The sequence below is a fragment of the Streptomyces lasiicapitis genome (genome assembly GCF_014646335.1).
GTDB classification, from domain to species: Bacteria; Actinomycetota; Actinomycetes; order Streptomycetales; family Streptomycetaceae; genus Streptomyces; species Streptomyces lasiicapitis.
Genome location: NZ_BMNG01000009.1, coordinates 368,786 through 392,424, shown reverse-complemented (window position 1 = coordinate 392,424; position 23,639 = coordinate 368,786). Strand labels below are relative to the sequence as shown.

9 protein-coding genes (1 of these 9 cut by a window edge) are annotated in these 23,639 nt (G+C 71.2%); all 9 read right to left on the bottom strand.

Translation table 11 applies throughout. The annotated features are described in order from the left end of the window. Nucleotides 1-23 precede the first annotated feature (23 nt). Entirely contained in the window at nt 24-638 is a 615-nt protein-coding gene (locus IEY91_RS21640) for a GTP-binding protein (protein WP_164317539.1), read from the bottom strand. Then, a complete protein-coding gene (locus tag IEY91_RS21635) occupies nt 619-1,032 on the bottom strand; it encodes a DUF742 domain-containing protein (protein WP_164317541.1) in 414 nt (137 codons plus the stop codon). The genes IEY91_RS21640 and IEY91_RS21635 overlap by 20 nt, the downstream gene beginning before the upstream one ends. Nucleotides 1,033-1,050: 18 nt before the next feature. Then, the gene (locus tag IEY91_RS21630; RefSeq protein WP_189175287.1) at nt 1,051-1,485 is read right to left on the bottom strand and encodes a roadblock/LC7 domain-containing protein; all 435 of its coding nucleotides are present in this window, start codon (nt 1,483-1,485) and stop codon (nt 1,051-1,053) included. Beyond that, on the bottom strand, nt 1,482-4,061 hold the full coding sequence (locus IEY91_RS21625) for a sensor histidine kinase (RefSeq protein ID WP_189175286.1): 2,580 nt from the start codon (nt 4,059-4,061) through the stop codon (nt 1,482-1,484). Before IEY91_RS21625 ends, IEY91_RS21630 begins: the two co-directional genes overlap by 4 nt. 65 nt (nt 4,062-4,126) lie before the next feature. Then, nucleotides 4,127-4,900 (bottom strand): MHYT domain-containing protein, encoded by a 774-nt coding sequence (locus IEY91_RS21620; protein WP_164317547.1) that lies wholly within the window; start codon nt 4,898-4,900, stop codon nt 4,127-4,129. 169 nt (nt 4,901-5,069) lie between these two features. Then, the gene (locus IEY91_RS21615; protein ID WP_229697132.1) at nt 5,070-5,669 is read right to left on the bottom strand and encodes a cysteine dioxygenase family protein; all 600 of its coding nucleotides are present in this window, start codon (nt 5,667-5,669) and stop codon (nt 5,070-5,072) included. Then, nucleotides 5,666-6,970, bottom strand: a complete 1,305-nt coding sequence (locus IEY91_RS21610) for a cysteate synthase (protein ID WP_189175285.1) — start codon at nt 6,968-6,970, stop codon at nt 5,666-5,668. Before IEY91_RS21610 ends, IEY91_RS21615 begins: the two co-directional genes overlap by 4 nt. Before the next feature lie 43 nt (nt 6,971-7,013). Next, nucleotides 7,014-18,764, bottom strand: coding sequence for a non-ribosomal peptide synthetase (locus IEY91_RS21605; protein ID WP_189175284.1), 11,751 nt, complete (start codon nt 18,762-18,764; stop codon nt 7,014-7,016). Next, nucleotides 18,764-23,639: the end of a non-ribosomal peptide synthetase gene (locus IEY91_RS21600; protein ID WP_189175283.1), read on the bottom strand. It continues 13,463 nt past the right edge of the window; only the last 4,876 of its 18,339 coding nucleotides appear in the window; the start codon falls outside the window, past its right edge — the gene reads right to left on this strand; the stop codon is at nt 18,764-18,766. Before IEY91_RS21600 ends, IEY91_RS21605 begins: the two co-directional genes overlap by 1 nt.

Sequence of the window (23,639 nt, the reverse complement as noted above, 5' to 3'; positions counted from 1 at the left end):
CACGTCATGCGCCGCCGGACACGTCATCCCACCGAGTCGAGCAGCCGGGCGGTATGCCGCCGCCCGGCGTACTCGACCAGACGAATCAGCACCTCCTTTCCCGAGTCCCGGTCCCGTGCGTCACACAGCACCACGGGAGTCCCACGGTCGAGGTCAAGGGCCCGTGACACTTCGTGTGCGCCGAAGGTCCGCGCGTCGGCGAAGCAGTTGACGGCCACGACGAACGGAATCCGGCGGTGCTCGAAGTAGTCCACGGCGGGGAAGCAGTCCTCGAGCCGCCGGGTGTCCGCGAGGACGACGGCGCCGAGGGCCCCCTGTGACAGCTCGTCCCACAGGAACCAGAAGCGGTCCTGCCCCGGCGTCCCGAAGAGGTACAGGGAAAGGCCGGATCTGATGGTGATGCGGCCGAAGTCCATCGCGACCGTCGTCGTGACCTTCCGGTCCACCCCCTCGATGTCGTCGACCGACTGGCCGACCTCGCTGAGGAGTTCTTCGGTACGCAGGGGCCGGATCTCACTCACCGCGCCGACCAGCGTGGTCTTGCCGACGCCGAAGCCTCCGGCGACCAGGATCTTCAACGCCAGGGCCGTGTCGTCACCGGTCTCGTCGGACGTGGCGTCAGAGCGCTCGGAGCCCATCGATCACCTCTCGCAGAATCGTCTCGTCAGGTAGCTGGGCGGGAGGCACGGGCCGTCGCACCTGAACGCGGCCCTCCTCCAGGAGGTCGCCGAGCAGCACCCTGACCACGCCCACGGGCAGGTCGGCACCGGCGGCGAGCTCGGCGACGGACTGGGTTTCGGCGCGGCACAGGTCGAGCAGCACCCGGTGTTCGGGGCCGAGCGCCACGTCGTCGCCCGGCTGTGTGGCGCCCTGGGTGGGGCTGACCAGAGCGATCAGGTCGAACCGCACACCGCTGGACGCCGGTCTGGTGCGTCCGCCCGTCATCGCGTACGGACGGACCAGGGGTCCCGCTTCGCCGTCGTACCACTGGCTGCCGTGCCGTCGCTCGGCGCCGTCGCTGTTGTCGGTCATCGCCTGCCGCCGCCTCGGTCATCCGGCACTCGGTGGCGGCTCGGAGAAGCGCACGGGAGTCGTCAGATGCGCCCCGACACGCTTGACCATGCGTGCCATCTCGTACGCGACGAGGCCGATGTCAGCGGTGACCGTGCTGAGGACGGCGAGGCAGGAGCCGTCGCCCGCCGCGGCCACGAACAAGAAGGCGTCGTCCATCTCCACCATCGTCTGGCGCACACCGCCCGCTCCGAAGTACCGCCCCGCGCCCTTGGCCAGGCTGTGGAACCCCGAGGCGACGGCAGCCAGGTGCTCGGCGTCCTCGCGAGTGAGGGCCTTCGAGGCGCCGACCGCGAGCCCGTCGTTGGACAGCACGACCGCGTGCCGCACGTCGCCGACGCGTGCCACCAGGTCGTCGAGGAGCCAGTCGAGTTCGCCGGACCGGTCCGCGGTGAGGCTGGTTTCCTGGGTCATGCGGGGTCTCCTTCACTGCTGTCGCTGCCGGGTGGGCGCCCGCCGCCGCGGGCCCAGCCGTCCCGATAGGCGGCCAGTTGGGTCCGTACGCGCTCGGGGCTGCGCTCGTGGGCGGAGTCGGGGCCCTCGGTCGCCAGCGGGCGCTCCCGCAGTTGCGGGGCGAGGCTCGCCTGGCGGACGCGGCGCGGCAGTTCGTCCGACGGTTGCGGGGCGGGCTCAGGGTCGGGCGCGCCCCCAGAAGGCGCCGAGTCCGCGGGCGCGTCCCCAGGGGGTGCCGAGTCCGCGGGCGCTTCCCCAGGGAGTGCCGAGTCCGCGGGCTTGCGCAGGCGCAGTGCCGTGACACCGGGAGGTGACGGCGCGGGCCGTTCGACGGACGGGCCCAGCGCCCGGTGGTCGCCCTGCGGGGCGACGGCGGCGCCGCGCAGAGCCGGCGCGCCGGGGAGGCGGGCGGACGCCAACACCTCCTGTTGCTCTCTCTGTTCATGGCTCGGCACGCGCGCGGAGTCGTCGTTCTGCAGCAGTGTTGTGGGCAGCAGGACGACGGCGGTGATGCCGCCGTACGGGGAGGTGAGCAGTCGCACCCTGATGCCGTGTCGTGCGGCGAGCCTGCTCACTACGAAGAGGCCCAGTTGGTCGCTGTCGAACAGGTCGAGCGCCTCGGACTCCTCGACTCTCCCGTTGGCCTCGGCGAGGGCGTCGGGGCTCATGCCGAGGCCTCTGTCCTCGACCTCCAGGGCGTAGCCGTTGCCTACGGGTTCGCCGGTGACCCGCACCTTGGTGTGCGGGGGCGAGAACTGGGCGGCGTTCTCGACCAGTTCGGCCAGCAGATGGGTGAGGTCGGCGACGGCACCGCCCACGACGGAGGCCTCGGGCAGGGGGCGTACCTCCACGCGCGCGTAGTCCTCGATTTCGGACACCGCGGCGCGTACGACGTTCGCCAGGGGCACCGGCATGCGCCAGGCGCGGCCCGGCGCGGCCCCGGAGAGGATGATCAGGCTCTCGGCGTGGCGGCGCATGCGGGTCGTGAGGTGGTCGAGCCGGAAGAGGTCGCCGAGCTCGTTCGGGTCGTCGGCCCGTCGCTCCATCGTGTCCAGGAGGCCGAGCTGCCGGTGGACGAGCACCTGGCTGCGCCGCGCGAGGTTCACGAAGACGCCGGAGATGCCGCTCGCCAGCTCCGCGCGTTCCACGGCGGCGCGCAGCGCGGCGCGGTGCACCGTGCCGAGGGCCTCCGCCACCTGCCCCGCCTCGTCCTCGGCGGGCGGCCCCTCAGGGGCTTCAGCGGCGATGTCGACCTCCTCGCCCGCGCGCAGTTTCCGCATGGCGTGCGGGAGTTGGCGGCGAGCGATCTCCAGGGCGCGGTTGCGCAGTCCGACGAGCTCGACGACGAGACCGCGGCCGATGCGTACGGAGATCACGAGTGAGGCCACGACGGCGGCCAGACCACAGAGCACGGCGGCGCCCGCGAGGGTGAACACGCCGCGCGTGAGCGGGTCGGCGCGGTCCGCGGCGTCGCGTGCCGCGCGCTCCGCGATGGTCCGCTGGGTGTCCCGCACGGTCGCGTAGGCGGATTCCCAGGTGCGAGCAGGGGCCGCCTCCATGGCCTGCTTGCCGGGCCGGGCGGCGAGCACCTTGTCCTCCACGGCACGGACGTCGGCGTACGCGCGTTCCCTGGTGAGGCGTTGCCATGCCCCTCGTTCGGGACCGCGCAGATCCGCCACGGCCGCTTCCGTAAGGGTCTGCCGGGTGTCCACGGCTCCGGTGAACCGGCGCAGCCGTTCTCCGTCGAGGGAGCCCGCGAGACGGGCGCCGGCCAGCAGCGTGTCCTCGCGCGCGAGCATTTCGCCCGCCCTGGAGAACTCGAGCAGCACGCGCGCGTGGGAGCCCGGTTCGGCGCTCCGGAGCCCGGACAGCGCGCCGTCGACTCCGAAGGCGGTCGTGATCGTCTGCGTGTACTGCCCGAAGGCGTCGTCCCACCCGGTGCTGCGGTCGAGGACGGCCCTGCGCACGGTACGCAGCCGCTCGGCACCGGTGGCGAACTGCTCGAGCCGGTTCCCCACGGCCGCGGGCAGCCCCGCTCCGTCGGCGACCGTGTGGTCCTCGCCGAGGCGCAGCTTCGCCACGGCCCGGTCGGTCTGGTCCGCCTGCCTCCGCAGGGCGGCGGCCCGGTCGGCGGTGGGTTTCGTCGCGTGGCGCACGGCCGCGGCCCGTTCGGCCTGGAGCGCGGTGACGGCTGCGGCGACCGGGGCCCGCACGGCGGTGTCGACGCGCTGGGTCTGCCGCAGCGACGCGACGTCCTGGGCGGTGCTGACGGTCGCGTACGCCCACAGGGCGAGGAGGGAGACGACCGGCACCATCAGCAGGCACACGACCTTGGCGCGCACGGTGCGGGGGCGGAACCACCGGAGCCCCCCGCGCGGGAGCCCGTTGTCGGTGGGCCCTGGTCCGGTGGGAGGGGCCTCGCCCTCCGCGGTCAGGTGTTCGTCGGCGGGCGGGCCCGCGTGTGCTCGGCGGCCACGGGCCGCGGGGGTGGCTTGGGCCGGTGTGCCGGTGTCGGGGGTGTTCCGGGGTATGCGCATGGCCTCCTCGCTCGGCAGGGTCGGGGTCGCGTACCGCTCGCTCGTCGCCGGAGCCTGAGCGGCCGCTACGGAGCTGTGCGCTCGACGGGGCGTTGAGCCGACGCGGAGGCCGCGCGTTCGCCCGCGCTGGGGGACAGTGCGACGAACGCCGAGGTCAGGAATAGATAAGAGCCCAGGCCCACGGCGAGGGGGAAGATGAACTGCATCGTCGTGGCCCCGGGCAGTGCCGCCCCGGAGGGGGCGACGCGCACGCTCACGGCGAGCATGCCGGTGTAGTGCATGCTGCTCACCGCGCCGCCCATGACGAGCGAGGCGACGGCCACCGCGAGCGTCGACTTGATGTTCAGCGCCGCCCAGAGGGCGGCGGTCGCCGCGACCACGGCGATCACCACGGACAGGGCGACGAGGACCGGGTCGTAGCCGACGTCTCCGTGCAGGCGCAGTGCGGCCATGCCCAGGTAGTGCATGCTCGCGACGCCGAGCCCCGTGGTGAGGCCGCCGAGGGCGAGCGAGCGCCCGCGGTCGCGGCCGTAGCCGACGGCGAAGACTCCGGCGCCGACGACGGCCATGGCGACGAGCAGGCTCAGGAGCGTCAGCGGCACGTCGTAGCGGATCTGTGTGCCGCTGACGCCGAAGCCGAGCATCGCCACGAAGTGCATCGTCCAGATGCCGGTACCGATCGCCGAGGCCGCGGTGAGGAGCCAGTTGCGCCGTGAGCGTCCCGTCGTGCCCAGGGCACGCACGGTGCACTGCAGGCCGAGCGCGGCGCCGACGCACGCCATCACGTACGACAGCGCAGGCGTCAGCCAGCCGAAGGTCGCGTGGTCCAGGTGTCCCATGACCCAGGGACGCTAGCCCCACAGGGGGCGCACGGCAGGGGCGCATTTCGAAAGCTGCTGGGATCTGTCGCGGAGATGTCCCTGAACGATCGCGCCACGCTCGAACGTGCGCGCACTGGTCCCCCCTTGAGGAGGCGTCGGATCGGCGGAACCGACCCGGCGCCCGACCTCACGTGCGGACGGAAAGGTCGCGGACCGGCAAGTCGTGGACCGGAAGGTCACGGACCGGCAAGTCGTCGTAGCTGCGCCGGATGCTCGTCCCCCGCGCCGCGACGTTCGCTCCGTAGATGTGCAGGGACACCACCTTGTCGCTCGTCCCGTTGCGTACGAGATGGATGTCGCCCGGCGGGCAGACGGACGTCACCGACCCCTCGGCGTTCACGCTGCGCGCCACCGGGACCAGGTGGGGCCCGTGGTCGTCCGTGGCGACGCGGAAGTGCTCCTCGACCTCCTCGCCGCGGTGCACGCCCACCACGCACCAGGCCACATGGTCATGGACCGGGGTCTCCTGGCCCGGCAGCCAGACCAGCGCCACCACGGAGAAGGAGCCGTCCGGTTCGGCGTGCAACAGGTGCTGCCGGTAGGCGTGCGGGTCGGCTTCCCACTGCGCCGGGGTCAGCAGTTCGGGGTCACCGAGGAAGGACGCCAGGACGTCCCCCGCGGTGGTCCACGGTTCCGGGTCCTCGCCCTCGGCCAGGGCCGGGGCGCCTATCCGGTCCCGCAGTTCGGACAGCATCTCCGCCATACGGGCGGTGACCGTCGTCGTCACCGGCACTCACTCCCCGCGGAGTGGGCGTCGGCAGCGTCGAACAGCTCCCTGATGGAGTCGAGTGCCGCGTCGTGGGATCCGTCCACCCGCACCCGGAGATGAGGTTCGGCCTGCCGCAACGCGTGGTCCCGGGCCATCCGTGCCCGGCCGCCGCCCGTGATGTTCAGGAGCACGGAGGCATCCCGCGGAATCCTTCCTTCCGTGACCGCGGTGAAGAGTGACGCCGCCGCAACCGCCGCGGCCGGTTCGAGGTCGATCGACTCCAGCTCGTCGAAGACCTCCCGGGCCGCCACAGCGGCTTCCCTGTCGACGGTGACCACATCGCCGCCGCTCTCGGTGAGCACGTCGAACACGCCCGAGTGCACCGCGTAGGGCGGCCGCCTGTTGGTCAGCTCGTCCGCGAACACGTCCCGGAGGGAGTGCTGGCCCCCTCCCTCAGGGGTGAAGGCCCGCGTCCGCCCCTGCCAGGCCCGGTGGATCGGCGCGAACCCGGCGTTCTGCGAGAGCATGAGGCGGGGCAGGGCGGCCGTGGGCGCGGACGTCGTCCCCCGTACGCGCTTGGCGGCCTCGTGCACGGCGATCGCACCCGCGGCGCTGCCGACCGCCTGGAAGTAGTACTCGGGCAGCTCGCCCGTCTCTTCCGCCGCCGCGTACATCACGGTGCCGAGACCGTCGCGGCGGGCGACGTTCCGCACGCCTCCCTCCAGGACGAATCCCGGCCACTTCGCGGCCTCTTCGGACAGCGCGATCGCGTCCGCGTAGTCGGCGTCCTCCACCACGACGAGGCGCACCGCGGGGTGCAGTTCCTCGCGCAGCTTGAGCCGGTCGAGCCCCGTCTCGGGAATGATCAGGAGGCACGGTACGGCGTACCGGGAGCAGACCGCGGCGAACGCGGCCGCGGTGTTGCCCGCGGACGCGACGACGAGGACCGGCGACTTCTCCGGCATCCGGCCGAGGACCGTGTACGCCTCCAACTCCTTGAAGGTGCCGGTCTCCAGGAATCCGCCCCGCTCCGGCCAGTAGCCGTTGAAGGCGATGCGGAGGCCGGGCATGCCGAGGAAGCGGCACAGGCGTTCGCTGCGCAGCACCGTCGTACGCCCCGCACCGGCGAAGGTGCGGACGACCGGAAGCCACGGGCGGTACCGGAAGATCCCTTCGACGTCCCGCAGCGGCTCGAACGTCCGCGTCTCGTACTCCGTCTGCAACAGCGCCGGCGCGTGGTCGCTAACGCAGGACAGCGTCAGCCCGTCATCCGTCTGCTTCAGCCCGCATACCGGACAGACCAGAGAATAATGGCGCATCTCTGATTTTCTCACTTGATTCCAATTCCGTGGGATGGCGGGTTCACTGCCCCTGGGTCGGGCGCGTGTGCTCTTGGGTCGGGCGCACGGGCTCTTGGGAGGGGCGCGCGTGCTCTGTCACGGCGTCCCAGACCCGCCGCAGCATGTCCGGGTGTGCCATGTCGTCGTGCCGGCAGGGCACTTCGGTCTCGGCCGTGACGCCGGAGACGTGGGGGGCCCACAGTCCGGCGTCGGCGCCGCTCTCCTCGCGGTCCTCGGCTGCCACGACGACGAGTGCGTCGCCGTCGAACACGCCTGGCACGTGGGCGCGCTGGATGCGGGCGTTGTTGTCGATGACCCGCGCGAAGCGGTCGATCTCCTCCGGTGACAGCTCGGCTCCGAACCGGCCTGCGCCCTGCACCACGACCTCCGTGAGGTCCACCGGCTCGGCGCTGTCGTCGGCGTTCTCTTCTTCCGGCATCGGATAGGCGTCCATGATCACCAGAGCGGCGACCTCGTGCCCTTCGGCCCGGAGCAGTACGGCCATCTCGTGCGCCACGATTCCGCCGAAGGACCAGCCAAGGAGGTGGTACGGACCCGTCTCCTGGACCGCGCGGATCTGTGCGACGTAGTCCGCCGCCATGTCCCGCACCGAGGGCGGCAGTTCCTCCGGCACCGGGCCGAGGCCGCGGGCCTGAAGGGCGTACAGCGGCTGGTCCTGGGGCATGTGGCGCGTCAGCGGGACGTAGCACCAGCCCGCCCCGCCGGCCGGGTGGACGCAGAAGTACGGCGGCCTGCTGCCCTTGGCGCGGATGGGGAGGAGGCCCCCGAGTGCTTCCTGGGTCATGCCGGCGTCCGCGAGGCGGGCGGCAAGCGCTTCGGGGGTCGCCGCCTCGAACAGGTCGCGGATGCCGATCTCGACGCCCAGCACGGACCGGATCCGGTCGGCGAGGCGCACCCCGAGGAGGGAGTGGCCGCCCAGCTCGAAGAAGTTGCCGTCGACGCCGACTTGGGGAAGCCCGAGCACCTCGGCGAAGACTCCGCAGAGGACCTCTTCCTGCACCGACGCGGGGGCCCGCCCGGCCACGCCCGGGGTGTGGCCGGGCGCGGGCAGCGCTCGCCGGTCCAGCTTGCCGTTGGCCGTCTGGGGCAGGGCGTCGAGGACCACGAAGGCCGCGGGGACCATGTACTCGGGCAGCCGGTCGCGCAGGTGGTCGCGGAGCGTGCCGGTCAGGGCCGCCCCGCTCCGGCTCCTGGCCACGGGGTTGTTGGTGTACGAGGCGAGATCGGACCTGCGGGGTCCCGCGGGCCGGTACGCGTCGGCGGGTCCGCCCGGTCGCCGGTCGCCGGACTCCGGCGCCTCTCGCTGGTCGCCGGACTCCAGCGCCTCGAAGACGGCGTCCATCGAGCCGTCGTCGGCGGCGCCGGTCCAGGTGACCGCGGTCCGGTAGCCGAGGCGTTCGCCCAGCAGGTGGAGGTCCTCGGCGTCCAGTGCCCCGGCCGCCGAGCCGTCGCCGCCGAGCGCGGCGAGCGCCGTGTCCACGGGTTCTCCCGCGTCCAGGAGGCGCAGCGCGGCGATCTCACCGGCGAGGCCGCGATGGGGTACGCGGGCCACGCGGAGCACGGCGGGCCGGTCGGTGCGCAGCAGGTCGGCGAGCCCGGCGAGGTCGGTCACGTCCGTGCCCCAGCGCAGCGCCGTCTCCTCGGCGCGTGTGACGGGCTGCGCGGAGGACTCTCCGTAGGGCTGTGCGGAGGACTCTCGGGAGGACTGTGCGAAGGGCTGTGCGGCGGACTTTTTGTGCAGGACCACGTCGTAGCGGTGCCGGGACATCTCGTGGTGGTGCACACCCCGCTTGACCAGGATGTCGGCGTGCTCCAGCTCCTTCGACGCGGCGCACAGCGCGGGGAAGAAGTCGGGGTCGACGAGCAGTTCCTGCTCGCTCAGGAGCATCTGCTCGACGGCCCGGCGCACCGCGTCCGCCTCGCTCCCCGGCCCGTGCCTGCGCAGCGCGACCGCGGCGGACAGACAGCGGTGCAGGCGCAGGTTGCGCACGTCACCGACGAAGATCCGCCCGCCGGGGGCGAGGAGGTCCACGGCGTTGCGCAGGACCTCCAGGAGGTACTCCGTGTTCGGGAAGTACTGGACGACGGAGTTGAGCACGATGGTGTCGAAGTAGTCCCGCGGCAGACCGTCGGTGACGTCGGCTCCCTGCGCGCGCAGGTGGACCCGGTCGCGCAGCTCCGGCCGCTGCTCCACTCCTCGGCGGAGCACCTCGATGCCCTCGACCGAGAGGTCGGTGCCCCAGTACTCCTCGCACCGGGGCGCGAGACGGGCCAGGAGCGGGCCGTTGCCGACGCCGAGTTCGAGGATGCGGCGGGGCTCCAGGTCGAGGATGCGGTCCACGATGACGGACCGCCACTCCTGGAGGTGGCTCTCGGGGATGCGGCTGCCGTCGTAGACGCTGACCCAGACGTCGAAGTTCTCACCGAGCTCGGTGCCGTCGTCCGGTGCCATGTCCCGGTACAGGGAGTCGTACACGCTCTGCCAGTCCTCGACCTGGCGGTCCTCGCGCTCCTGGTTCCGTTCCTCCGCGCGGGAGCCCGGGACTACGTAGGCGACGAGTTGCCGCGAGCCGTGGGCGTCGTCGCGGGCGACCACCACGGCCTGGGCCACGTCGGCGTGGGCCGTGAGCCCCGCCTCGATCTCGCCGAGCTCGATCCGGAAGCCCCGGATCTTGACCTGGTCGTCGACGCGGGTGAGGTACTCCAGGCTGCCGTCGGCGCTCCAGCGCACCAGGTCGCCCGTGCGGTACATGCGCGCGCCGGGAGCCCCGAACGGGCATGCCACGAAGCGCTCCGCCGTCAGGTCAGGGCGGCCCTGGTAGCCGCGCGCCAGCTGGTCGCCGGCCAGGTACAGCTCGCCCGCGACGCCCGCGGGCACCGGCTGCATCCTGTCGTCGAGAACGTACGCCCGGGTGTTCCACAGGGGGCGCCCGATCGAGGGGACCGAGCCCTGCTCGCCCGCGGTCAGCTCGGCGGTGGTCGCCCACACGGTCGCCTCGGTCGGGCCGTACAGGTTCGTGACGTCCCCGGAGGTCTCCAGCATCCGGTCGGCGAGGGAGGACGGCAGCGCCTCGCCGCCCACCAGGACGCGTGCCCGCTTCATGGCCGTGGCGTCCTCGTCGAGTACGGCCTGCCACAGCGTCGGCGTGGCCTGCATGACGGTGACGTCGAGGCGTTCGGCAAGGGCCACGAGCAGGCGCGGGTCCCGTACCGCCGTACGCGGTGCGACCACCACGGACGCGCCCGCGAGCAGCGGCAGGTAGAGCTCCAGGACGTGGATGTCGAAGGCCACGGTGGTGACCGCGAGCAGGCGGTCCCGCTCGTCCAGCGGGCAGCGGTCGCCCATCGCCGCGAGGAAGTTCGTCACGGCCCGGTGCGGCACGGCGACGCCCTTGGGGCGGCCCGTGGAGCCCGAGGTGTAGATGACGTACGCGGGATGGGTGGGCAGCAGCGCGGACGTGCGCTCCCTGTCGTCGATCGCCGCGGCGTCGAGGTCGGCAAGCGCGGACGCGGTCCGCTGCTCGTCGACCACGATCCGGTTGGTGCCGTTGCCCGTTTCCAGTGCCGCTTCGGTGGCACGGCTGGTGAGGACGACCGCGGGCCGGGCGTCGTCCAGGACGTGGGCGATGCGGTCGGCCGGGTACTCCGGGTCGATCGGTACGTACGCGCCCCCTGCCTTCAGGACCGCGAGGAGCGTCACGACCAGGTCCGGCGAACGCTCCATGCAGACGGCGACGAGCGTCTCGGGTCCCACGCCGTGCGCCATGAGCAGCCGTGCGAGGCGATTGGCCCTGGCGTGCAGCTGTGCGTAGGTCAGTTCGTCGCGGTCGTGCCCGAGGCCGTCCTCGACGTCCTGGAAGAGCACGGCGACCGCGTCAGGGGTGTGTTCCGCCTGGTGCTGCAACAGCTCCGGCAGGTTCCGCCCGGGGGTGTGGTGCTCGGTGTCGTTCCACTCCTCGAGGATCGTCCTGCGCTCGGTCTCTTCGAGGATCTCCACCCTGCTGAGCGGCGTCGCCGTATCGGCCGTCACGGCGTCCAGGACCCGGGTGTAGAGCTTGGCCATCCACTCGGCCGTCGCACGGTCGAACAGGTCCGTGGCGTAGATGATGCTGCCGTGCAGCCCGGTGGGCTCGCCGCCGGGGCCGAACTGCTCGCTGAGGCCGATCTCCAGGTCGAACTTGGCCGAGACGTGGCCCGCGGGTACGGCCTCGGCCCGAAGGCCGGGGAAGTCCAGGTCGGCCCGGGCGTTGTTCTGCAGGGCCAGCATGACTTGGAAGAGGGGGTGGCGTGCCATGGACCGCGTCGGCGCCAGCTCCTCCACGAGCCGCTCGAACGGGATGTCCTGATGCGCGTAGGCACCCAGACCGGTCTCCCGCACCCGCTCCAGCAACTCGGCGAAGGACGGGTCGCCGCTCACGTCGGTGCGGATCACCAGCGTGTTCACGAAGAACCCGACCAGCTCCTCCAACGCCTCATCCGAACGCCCGGCCACAGGAACACCGAACGGAATGTCGCGGCCCGCGCCCAGACGGCTCAACAGCGCCGCCATGCCCGCCTGCAACACCATGAACAGGGTGACACCGTGTGCCCGCGCGATTTCTACGAGCCGCGCATGCACCCCGGCGTCCACGCCGAGTTCCACGATGTCACCGCGGTGCGAGGCGACGGCCGGGCGCGGCCGGTCCACCGGAAGCACCAGCTCGTCCGGTACGTCCGCCAACATGTGGCGCCAGTACGCGAGCTGGCGGGCCATCACGCTGTCGGGGTCGCTCTCCTCACCGAGGAGTTCCCGCTGCCACAGCGCGTAGTCCGCGTACTGCACGGGAAGCGGCTCCCAAACCGGCGCCTGCCCGGCGGTGCGGGCCGCGTACGCCACCGACACATCACGCGCCAGCGGCGCCATCGACCAGCCATCACCCGCCACGTGATGCAGCACCAACATCAACACGTACTCATCCGCACCCGTCACGAACAACCACGCACGCAGCGGAGCATCGACCGACAGGTCAAACACAGACCCGGCCGCCTCAGCGATCTCCTCACCCAGGTCGGCCGAGGAGACGTCCACAACCTTCAAGTCACAGCCGACCGAGTCGCTGTCGAGAACCTGCTGCTGAGGCTGGCCTCCCACCATCGGGAACACCGTGCGCAGCACCTCGTGCCGCGCCACCACATCGTTCAGCGCCGCACCCAGGGCCTGCACGTCCAGCTCCCCGCGCAGCCGGATGCCCGCGGGAATGTTGTACGTGGCGTTCGGCCCCTCCAACTCGCCCAGGAACCACAACCGCTGCTGCGCGAACGACAACGGCACCAACTCCGGCCGCACCCGCGCCGACAACGCCGGCCGCGCCCCCTCAGCACCCTCCAACCGCTCCACCAACAAGCCCACCGACGGCGCCTCGAACACCGCCCGCACACCAATCTCCACACCCAGCACCGACCGCACACGACTCACCAAACGAACCGCAAGCAGAGAGTGACCGCCCAACTCGAAGAAGTTGTCATCCACTCCCACATTCGGCACGCCAAGCACCTCGGCGAACACCGAACACAGGATCTCTTCTTGGAGGGAGACGGGACCACGGCCGCCACCAGCAGCCGTGTACTCCGGAGCGGGCAGCGCGCGACGGTCCAGCTTGCCGTGCGCGGTCAGCGGCAGCGCCTCAAGCGCGACGACCGCCGACGGCACCATGTACTCCGGCAGCACGCGGCCCACGTGCGTCCGCAGCGCGGCGGCATCCACCGCGGCCTCGGCCGGGACGACGTACGCGACCAGACGCTTGTCGCCCGGTATGTCCTCGCGCACCAGCACCGCCACCTGCGCGACATCCGCGTGTGACACCAACGCGGTCTCGACTTCGCCGAGTTCGATGCGGAAGCCGCGGACCTTGACCTGGTCGTCGGCGCGGCCGAGGAACTCCAGGTTCCCGTCCGCGCGCCAGCGCACCACGTCACCGGTGCGGTACATCCGCTCGCCGGCGGCCCCGAACGGGCACGCGATGAAGCGCTCCGCCGAAAGGCCGGGGCGGCCCAGGTAGCCGCGCGCCAGCTGAGCACCCGCGACGTACAACTCACCCGCGACACCCACCGGCACCGGCCGCAGCCCCGCGTCCAGCACGAAGACGCGCGTGTTCGGCATGGGGCCGCCGATCGGCGGGGCCTGGCCGTGGGACGGGGGGACGCATCGCATGAGCGTGACGGCGACGGTCGTCTCGGTCGGCCCGTAGCCGTTCCAGAACTCCCGTCCAGAGCCTGCCCACTGGTCGACAAGTCGACCGGCGGGCAGCTCGCCTCCCGTGGACACCAGGCGCAGCGCCGGCAGCCCCTCGGGACGCAGCAACGGCATCAGGGCGGGCGGCAGTTCGGCGACGGTCACGCCCTGCCCGGCCATGAGGGCTTGGAGCCGGTCGGCGTTGAGCCGGTCCTCGTCCCCTGCCAGGACCAGTGTGGCCCCGACGAGCAGGGTGGTGAACACCTCGAAGACGGACACGTCGAAGGTGAAGGCCGCGAAGCCGAGTACGCGGTCCTGGTCGCCGATCCCGTAGGCCGAAGCGATGCCGGTGGCGAACTCGGCGGCGGAGCCGTGGCTGACGACGACGCCCTTGGGGCGGCCCGTCGAGCCCGAGGTGTAGATGACGTACGCCGGGTGGGACGCCAGAGCTTCCGCTGCCCGAGCCGCACGACCGGCGGACGGCTCGACAGCGTCCAGGTCCTCGACGAGGAGGCGGGGCACGACCGTGTCGTCGCCGGCGAAGCCCTCCGCCAGCGCCCTCGCCGTGATCAGCACGGCGGGGCGGGCGTCCTTCAGTACGTGGGCCGTGCGCTCGGCAGGGTGGCTCGGGTCCAGCGGCAGATAGGCGCCACCGGCCTTCAGTACCGCAAGGAGCGCGACCACCGTGTCCGCGGAGCGCGGCAGGGCGATCGCCACGAGCTGCTCAGGACCGACGCCCCGGTCGACGAGCGCGTCGGCCCATCGACCGGCTCGCGCGTCGAGTTCGGCGTAGGTCAGTTCCGCGCCTTCGTGGACGAGGGCGACGGCCTCGGGGGTCCCGGCCACCTGTGCGTGCCACAGTTCGGTCAGCGTCGTCGGGCGCGTGTCCCGCGCCGTGTCGTTCCAGGCTGTGAGAACGCGGTGCTGCTCGGTCGCGCCGAGGGCCTCGATGCGGCACAGCTCGGTGGCGCTCTCCTCTTCGAGTACGCGGACGAGCTCCGCGGTCACGGTGTGGATCAGCGCGCAGACATCCTGCGGCGCGATCGGATCGGCCGCTTGGACGGTGACGCCGAAGTCGGTGCCCGCGTCGTCGATGGACACGGCGAGGGGGTAGTTGGTGCGCTCGTGGGCCGAGAGCAGCTCGACCCCTTCGAGGGCGCCGCTCAGGGCGTCGTCCGGTCCTGCGCTACTGGCCATGTCGTGCCGGTAGTTGAGCAGGGAGGTGAACAGCGGGGTTTCCGCCGCGAGATCGGCCGCCTGCTGGGCAAGCGTGAGCGAGGCGTGCTCGTGGACGAGGAGGTCGGCGAGCTGCTTCTGCATGCCCCGCACCGCCTCGCCCACCGCCACCCGGCCCGTGGGCACACGTACCGGCAGCGTGTTGATGAACAGACCTGGCGTACGATCCGCACCCGCGCCCGCCTGCATACGACCGAACAGCACACTGCCGAACACCACGTCATCGCGACCCGACGTCACCGCGACGACCCGCGCCCACACCAGGTGGAACAGCGTCGCCGGGCTCACGCCCAAGCGCCGCGCCTGCTCCCGCAGCCGGGCGGCAAGACCCTCGTCCAACGTCGTGCTCACGTCGGTGATGCCGACGGAGCCTTCCCTGCGCAGGTCGAGGAGACCGTACGGCGCCGTCGGCTCGGTCACACCGCTCAACAGCTCACCGAAGAACCGCTCATGCTCCGCACGCGACACACCAAGACGCGCCTGCGCCACGAACTCCCGGAACGGAACCGGCGTGGCCAACCCCTCTCCGTCACCGCGCAGCAGAGCGCGCACCTCGTCCAGGAGGACGTCGAAGGTGGTGTGGTCCAGTACGAGGTGGTGGTTCTGGAGGGCCATCAGCCAGCGGTCGCCGCCCGGTTCGGCAGCGATGTACGCACGCAGCAGCGGAGCTCGCCCGACGTCCATCGAGGCAGCACACGAAGCGAGAAGCTGCTCGACCGCGTCCCCTTCGGCCTGCACGTCGAGGTGGATCTCGTCGACAGGGACGGCAGCCTCGCGCGCCACTACTTGCACCGGCTCACGCAGACCCTCCCACGCGAAACCTGTCCGCAGGATGTCGTGCCGGTCGACCACCTTCTGCAGCGCGTCCAGGAACTGGTCGAGCCGTCCCCGGGAGTCGAACCGCAGCGCCGTCTGCTGGAGGTAGACGTCCGCTCCGCCCTCACCGGTCATCAAGTGGTGGAAGAACAAGCCCTCCTGGAGGGGAGCGAGGGGGTAGACGTCGGCGATGTTCGCCGCCCCGCCCGGCATCCCGGCCGTGATCCGCTCGATCTCCTCCGCCGTCAGGTCCACCAGCGGCAGCATCTCCGGCGTGATGGCTTCGGCACCCGCCGGAATCAGGTTCTCCGGCACCGATACGGCTTCACGGTCCATCGAGGCGGCAACCAGCCCGGCCACCGTCGGAGCGGCGAAGAGCGCCCGCACACTGACCGGCACACCGCGTGCCCTCAACCGCTCCACCAGCGACACCGCGAGGAGGGAATGGCCGCCCAACTCGAAGAAGTTGTCGTCGACACCGACGCTGGGGACACCCAGCACCTCGGCGAACACCGCGCACAGGATCTCCTCCTGGAGCGAAGCGGGGCCACGGCCGCTACCTGCAGCCGTGTATTCGGGTGCGGGGAGTGCGCGGCGGTCGAGCTTGCCGTTGACCGTTACCGGCAGCGCCTCCAACACGACCGTGGCCGACGGGACCATGTACTCCGGCAGGACTCGGCCCACGTGTGCCCGCAGAGCCGCCGTGTCCACCGTGTTGCCGGAAGCAGCCGGGACGACGTACGCGACCAGACGCTTGTCCCCCGGCACGTCCTCACGCACCAGCACCGCGGACTCGGCCACAGCGGAGTGGGACTCCAACGCCGCTTCGATCTCGCCGAGTTCGATACGGAAGCCACGCAGCTTCACCTGGTCATCCGCGCGCCCGAGATACTCCAGGTTCCCGTCCGCACGCCAGCGCACCACATCCCCGGTCCGGTACATCCGCTCACCGGCGGCCCCGAACGGGCACGCGATGAAGCGCTCCGCCGAAAGGCCGGGGCGGCCCAGGTAGCCGCGCGCGAGCTGGTCGCCCGCCAGATACAACTCACCCGCAACACCCACAGGCACCGGCCGCAGACCCGCATCCAGCACATAGACACGCGTGTTCCACACCGGACGGCCAATCGGCACCACCGGACCCTCACCCGCATCGCAGGCCCAAGCCGTCACATCGACCGATGCCTCCGTCGGACCGTACAGATTGTGCAGCTCCACACCCGCCAACACATCGAAGAACTGATCCCTCAACTCCCCGGCAAGCGCCTCACCACTGCACACCACCCAACGCAGCCCCGCACAAGCCCCCACACCCGGCTCACGCAAGAACACCCGCAACATCGACGGCACGAAATGCGCAACCGTCACCCCCTCCCGCCGGATCAACTCCGCGAGATAGCCCGCGTCCCGATGACCACCAGGCCGCGCCACCACCAGACCCGCACCCGTGATCAACGGCCAGAAGAACTCCCACACCGACACGTCGAACCCGAACGGCGTCTTCTGCACCACCCGGTCCGCCCCACCCAGACCGAACACGCCCTGCATCCACAACAGACGGTTCACCACACCCCGATGCGCAACCGCCACACCCTTCGGACGCCCCGTCGAACCCGACGTATAAATCACATACGCCACATGCGACGCCAGCACCGGTGCACCACGCTCGGCATCGGTGACAGCACCCACGTCCAGGGCAGCCAGCACGGAGACCGTCCGCGCACCATCGACGACGACCCGCTCCAGACCCGACACCACCGGCACGACCGACTCGACGGCCTCGCTGGTCAGCACCAGGACCGGCTGCGCATCCTCCAGGACGTACGCAATGCGCTCAGCCGGGTACTCCGGATCCACCGGAACGTACGCACCACCGGCCTTCAACACCGCAAGCAGCGCCACCACCAGATCAGCGGAACGCTCCATACAGACCGCAACCAGCGACTCCGCACCCACACCGCGCGAAATCAGCAGCCGGGCAAGGCGATTCGCCCGCCCATCCAGTTCCGCATACGACCACTCAGTGCCCTCGAAGACCACCGCGACCGCATCCGGCGTCTCACGCACCTGCTCCGCCAACAACTCCGTCAGCGACACCTCAGGGACGGAACGACCCGTGTCATTCCAGCCACGCACCAGCCGATCCCGCTCCGCCTCATCGAGGACAGGGACTTGGGCGACGCGTACCGACGGGTCAGTGGTGCACGCGTCCAGTACGCGTACGAATCGGGTGCGGAGGTCGTCCACCGTCTCCCGGTCGAACAGGTCAAGGGCATAGGTGATCGACCCCTTCAGACCGGCGGGGCGACCCTGCGCGTCGAACTCCTCGCTCAGGTCGAAGGACAGGTCGAACTTGGCCGGGGCCCTGCCGCCGGGCAGCGGGCCGACTTGGAGTCCGGGGAGGTCGAGTACGGCCGGGGCGTTGTTCTGGACGGCCAGCATCACCTGGAACAGGGGGTGGCGTCCCATGGAGCGGGTCGGTACCAGCTCCTCGACGAGGCGCTCGAACGGCACGTCCTGGTGGGCGAACGCGCCGAGGTCGGCGTCCCGCACCCGCGACACCAGTTCCGCGAACGACGGGTCCCCGCTCAGGTCCGTGCGCATGACGAGCGAGTTGATGAAGAAGCCGACGAGGTCGTCGAGCGCGTCGTCCATGCGGCCGGCGATGGGCGTGCCGACCGGGATGTCGTCGCCCGCGCCGAGCCGGGAGAGCAGCACCGCGAGGCCGGCCTGGAGAACCATGTAGAGGGTGGCGCCCTCCGCACGGGCCAGTTCGGTCAGCCGCTGGTGCAGCTCCGCGTCGATGCGGAGCTGCACCTGGTCGCCCCGGTAGGAGGCCATCGCCGGACGTGTCCGGGCTGCGGGCAGCCGGAGTTCCTCCGGCACGCCCGCCAGCGTGGTCCGCCAGTAGGCGAGCTGCTCGGCGAGCACGCTCTCCGGGTCGCTCTCGTCCCCGAGGAGGTCGAGCTGCCACATCGTGTAGTCGGCGTACTGGACCGGGAGCGGCTCCCACTGCGGGGCGTGACCCGCGCGGCGCGCGGCGTACGCCTCGGAGATGTCCCGTGCGAGCAGCCCCATGGACCAGCCGTCGCTGGCGATGTGGTGGAGGACGAGGAGCAGGACGTGCTCCTGCGGCGCCAGTTCGTGGAGCCGGGCACGGATCGGGATGTCCGATGCCAGGTCGAACGGCTGGGCCGTGGCCTCGGCGAGGGCCGGGGCCAGGGCGTCCTCCCCCGCCGTCGGGATCACCGGCAGGTCGAGGGGCACCGCGCCCGCGTCGAGGATCCGCTGGTGCGGAGTTCCGTCGGCGGCGGGGAACACGGTCCGCAGCACCTCGTGCCGCTCCACCACGTCCCGCAGCGCGGCGTGCAGGGCGGCCACGTTCAGCTCGCCCCTGAGCCGCAGGGCGGCGGGGATGTTGTACGTGGGGTTCGGGCCCTCGAGCTGCGCCAGGAACCACAGGCGCCTCTGGGCGAACGACAGCGGGATCATCAGTTTTCCTCCTGCGTCGGCCTCGGCCGCGGCCGCAGTGCAGGCCGTGCTCGCTTCGTGTTCGTCTGTGTTTCGAGCCGACTCGCGAGTCCGGCCACGGTCGGTGTCTCGAACAGCGTCCTGATCGGCAGCTCCACACCCAGGGCGGTGCGGATGCGGCTCACCAGTCGGGTCGCAAGGAGTGAGTGCCCGCCGAGGTCGAAGAAGGAGTCGTCGACTCCCACTTCCGGCAGCCCCAGGACCTCCGTGAACAGGTCGCAGAGCTCCTTCTCGCGCGGCGTGCTCGGAGCCCGGTTCGAACCGGCGACGGCCCGGTAGTCCGGCGCGGGCAGCGCCCGGCGGTCCAGCTTCCCGTTGACGGTCAGCGGGAGGGCGTCGAGACGCGTGACGGCGGAGGGCACCATGTGGTCCGGGAGTTGCTCGCGCACGTACCCGCGCACGGCCGCGGACAGCGCGGAGGCGGACAGGTCCGCGGCCGCCCCGCTGTCCTGCGCCGTCGGATCCGCGACCACGTAACCGACGAGGCGCTTGTCCCCCGGCGTGTCCTCGCGTACGACCACGGCCGCCTGGCCGACGAGCGGGTGCGAGGCCAGGACGGCCTCGATCTCGCCGAGTTCGATGCGGAATCCCCGGACCTTCACCTGGTCGTCGGCGCGTCCCACGTAGTCCAGGTGTCCGTCGGCACGTCGGCGCACCACGTCGCCCGTGCGGTACATCCGCTCACCGGCCGTGCCGAACGGGCACGCCACGAAGCGCTCCGCCGTGAGGCCGGGCCGGTTCGTGTAGCCGCGCGAGAGCTGGGCCCCGGCGAGGTACAGCTCACCGGCGACGCCGACCGGGACGGGGCGCAGGCTGTCGTCGAGCACGTACGTCCGGGTGTTCCACATGGGGCTGCCGATGGGCAGGACCCCGGCGCTTTCCTCTTCCCGCGCGCTCACGGGGTACGCCGTGCAGACCACGGTCGCCTCGGTCGGCGCGTACATGTTCACCAGGGCCGGGGCGTTCTCGGGGTGACGTGCGAACCACTCGGTGAGGCGCCCGTGGTCCAGCGCCTCGCCACCGAAGATCACGAAGCGCAGCGCGAGCCGGGAGCCCGGTTCGGGGGCCTCGGCGTCGGCCTGGGCGAGCTGGTAGAACGCCGACGGCGTCTGGTTGAGCACGGTCACCCGCTCGCGGACGAGCAGGTCGAGGAATCCTCCGGGCGACCGGGAGATCCCGTGCGGCACGACCACCAGGCGGCCGCCGTGGAGCAGGGCGCCCCACATCTCCCAGACCGAGAAGTCGAAGGAGAAGGAGTGGAACCAGGTCCACACGTCGTCCGCGCCGAAGTCGTACCTGCTCTTCGCCGCCTCGAACAGCTGGACCACGTTGCGGTGCGGGACGGCCACCCCCTTGGGGTTGCCGGTGGAGCCCGACGTGTAGATGACGTACGCGGGGTGGTCCGGCACCAGCGTGCTCCGCCGCTCGGTGTCGGCGACTTCACCGGCGTCCAGTCCCGCCAGGGCGGAGACCGTCTGCGGCTCGTCGAGGACGACCCGTTCGAGGCCGGCCACGACGGGCAGGCCACTCGCCGCGGACTGGCTGGTGAGGACGAGGACCGGTCGGGCGTCGTTGAACATGTACGCGATGCGGTCGGCCGGGTACTCCGGATCCACCGGCACGTACGCGCCACCCGTCTTCAGCACCGCGAGCAGCGCCACCACCAGGTCCGCGGACCGCTCCATGGACACGGCGACCACGGACTCCGGGCCCACACCACGGGAGATCAGCAGCCGGGCCAGGCGGTTGGTGCGCGCGTCCAGCTCCGCGTACGACAGCTCCGTGCCGTCGAAGGTGACGGCGACGGCGTCCGGGGTTCGCGCCACCTGGTCCGCGAACAGTCGGGGAAGCGTCGTGACGGGAACCTCGTGCGCGGTGTCGTTCCACTGCGTGAGGAGCTGTCGCTGGTCCGTCTCGTCGAGGACCTGCACCTCGTGGAGGCCGGTGGCGCCGGTCTCCTCTTCGAGCGCGGTGACGAGGTTCGCCGCGGCCGCGTGGATCAGGCCGGTCACTGCCTGCGGGGAGAGGGGCGCGGCGGCCTGGACGACGACGTCGAAGCGGGTACCGGAATCGTCGACGGACACCGTGAGGGGGTAGTTGCTGCGCTCGTGGGCCGAGAGCAGTTCGACGCCTTCGAGGGCACCGCTCATCGTGTCGTCCGGGCCCGTACTGCCGGCGGTGTTGTGCCGGAAGTTGAGCAGGGAGGTGAACAGCGGGGTCTGCGCGGGCAGGCCTGCGGCCTGCTGGGCGAGGGTGAGGGGTGCGTGTTCGTGGACGAGGAGGTCGGCGAGCTGCTTCTGCATGCCTCGCACGGCCTCGCCCACCGAGACCCGCCCGGTCGGCACACGTACCGGCAGCGTGTTGATGAACAGACCCGGCGTCCGGTCCGCGCCCGTACCGGCCTGCATGCGGCCGAACAGCACGCTGCCGAACACGACATCGTCGCGGTCCGAGGTCACCGCGGCGACCCGCGCCCACACCAGGTGGAACAGCGTCGCCGGGCTGACGCCCAGGCGGCGTGCCTGCTCCCGCAGTCGGGCGGCCACGTCCGCGTCGAGGGTGCTCATGACCTCGTCGACCTCGCTGCCGTCGCCACGCACGTCAAGGAGGCCGTACGGCGCCGTCGGCTCGGTCACGCCGTCGAGCAGCTCACCGAAGAACCGCTCGTGCTCCGCCCGCGTCACGCCGAGGCGCGCCTGCGCCACGAACTCCCGGAAGGGAACCGGCGTGGGCAACGCGTCTTCCTGGCCCTCCAGGTGGGCACGCACCTCGGCGAGGAGCAGTTCCAGAGCGGTGTGGTCCTCGACGAGGTGGTGGTTCTGGAGGACCATCAGCCAGCGGTCGCTGTCCGGTTCCGCGCCGATGTACGCACGCAGCAGCGGGGCACGGCCGACGTCCATGGCCTTGTCCGCGGCGTCCAGCAGTTGCTGGACCGCGCCCTGGCCCTCGGGGGCCTCATCGAGTGCGACCTCATGGACCGGCATTTCGGCGTGCCGGACCACGACCTGCACCGGCTCGCGCAGGCCGTCCCACGCGAAGCCCGTGCGAAGGATGTCGTGCCGTTCCATCACGGCTTGGAGCGCCTCGACGAACCGGTCGACGCGCTGCCGGGCGTCGAACCGCAGCACTGTCTGCTGGAGGTAGACGTCCGTTTCGCCCTCACCGGTCATCAGGTGGTGGAAGAACAGGCCTTCCTGGAGAGGGGCGAGAGGGTAGATGTCGGCGATGTTCGCCGCTCCGCCCTGCACCCGGCCGACGATTCGGTCGATCTCCTCCGCCGTCAGTTCCACCAGCGGCAGCATCTCCGGCGTGATGGCTTCGGCACCCGCCGGAATCAGGTTCTCCGGCACGGCCACCGCACCCTGGCCGCCCGCACCGACAGCGGCCGCGAGCCCGGCCACCGTCGGCGTCGCGAACAGACTCCGCACGCTCACCGGCAGACCCCGCTCACGCAGGCGCTCGATGAGCGAGACCGCGAGGAGGGAGTGACCGCCCAGCTCGAAGAAGTTGTCGTCGACACCGACGCCGGGAAGACCGAGTACGTCGGCGAACACCGCGCACAGGATCTCCTCCTGGAGGGAGGCGGGTCCCCGGCCACCACCAGCAGCCGTGTACTCAGGTGCGGGCAGTGCGCGGCGGTCGAGCTTGCCGTTGACCGTCAGCGGCAGCGCATCGAGCACGACCATCGCCGCGGGGACCATGTACTCGGGCAGCAGGCCACCGACATGCGTCCGCAGCACCGCCGTGTCCACCGTGCCGCCGGACTCAGCCGCAACCACGTACGCGACCAAGCGCTTGTCCCCCGGCACGTCCTCGCGCACCAGCACCGCGGTCTGGGCGACAGCGGGGTGAGACTCCAACGCCGCCTCGATCTCACCCAGCTCGATACGGAAACCTCGGACCTTGACCTGGTCATCCGCACGGCCCAGGAACTCCAGGTTCCCGTCCGCACGCCAACGCACCACATCTCCGGTCCGGTACATCCGCTCACCGGCATCCCCGAACGGGCACGCCACGAAGCGCTCGGCCGAAAGACCCGGCCGACCCAGGTATCCGCGCGCCAACTGCGCGCCCGCGACATACAACTCACCCGCGACACCCACCGGCACCGGCCGCAGATCCGAACCCAGCACGAACACCCGCAAGTTCGGGATGCCCACACCGATCACACTGCCCGCACCACCAGCAACGACAGCCTCATCCAGGGCCATGTAACTGACGTGCACGGTGGTCTCGGTGATGCCGTACATGTTCACCAGCACCGGCGCATCCGCCGCATGCCGCACATACCACTCCCGCAGGCGCGACAGATCCAGCGCCTCACCACCGAACACCACATACCGCAGCGCCAACCGCTCACCCAACGAGGGTTCGCGCGCTTCCGCCGCCATCAACTGATAGAACGCCGACGGCGTCTGGTTCAAAACCGTCACACGCTCCGCGACCAGCAACTCCAGGAACTCGTGCGGATTGCGCGACACCTCACGCGGCACCACCACAAGACGCCCGCCATGCAGCAGCGCACCCCACAGCTCCCACACCGAGAAGTCGAACGCGAACGAGTGGAACCACGCCCACACATCCCCCGCCCCGAAGGCGAACCAGCCATCCGTACCACCGAACAGCGCCACCACATTCCCATGCGGAACCGCCACACCCTTCGGACGCCCCGTCGAACCCGACGTATAAATCACATACGCCACATGCGACGGCAGCACCGGTGCACCACGCTCGGCATCGGTCACGGCGCTCGCGTCCAAGGCAGCCAGCGCGGAGACCGTCTGCGGCTCGTCGACGACGACCCGCGCCACGTCCTCCACGGCCGGCACCACCGAC

Excerpts from the sequence above, each read along its gene's own strand:
- IEY91_RS21640 (WP_164317539.1), bottom strand. The coding sequence starts at position 638 with ATGGGCTCCGAGCGCTCTGACGCCACGTCCGACGAGACCGGTGACGAC.
- IEY91_RS21635 (WP_164317541.1), bottom strand. The coding sequence starts at position 1,032 with ATGACCGACAACAGCGACGGCGCCGAGCGACGGCACGGCAGCCAGTGG.
- IEY91_RS21630 (WP_189175287.1), bottom strand. The coding sequence starts at position 1,485 with ATGACCCAGGAAACCAGCCTCACCGCGGACCGGTCCGGCGAACTCGAC.
- IEY91_RS21625 (WP_189175286.1), bottom strand. The coding sequence starts at position 4,061 with ATGCGCATACCCCGGAACACCCCCGACACCGGCACACCGGCCCAAGCC.
- IEY91_RS21620 (WP_164317547.1), bottom strand. The coding sequence starts at position 4,900 with ATGGGACACCTGGACCACGCGACCTTCGGCTGGCTGACGCCTGCGCTG.
- IEY91_RS21610 (WP_189175285.1), bottom strand. The coding sequence starts at position 6,970 with ATGCGCCATTATTCTCTGGTCTGTCCGGTATGCGGGCTGAAGCAGACG.
- IEY91_RS21605 (WP_189175284.1), bottom strand. The coding sequence starts at position 18,764 with ATGATCCCGCTGTCGTTCGCCCAGAGGCGCCTGTGGTTCCTGGCGCAG.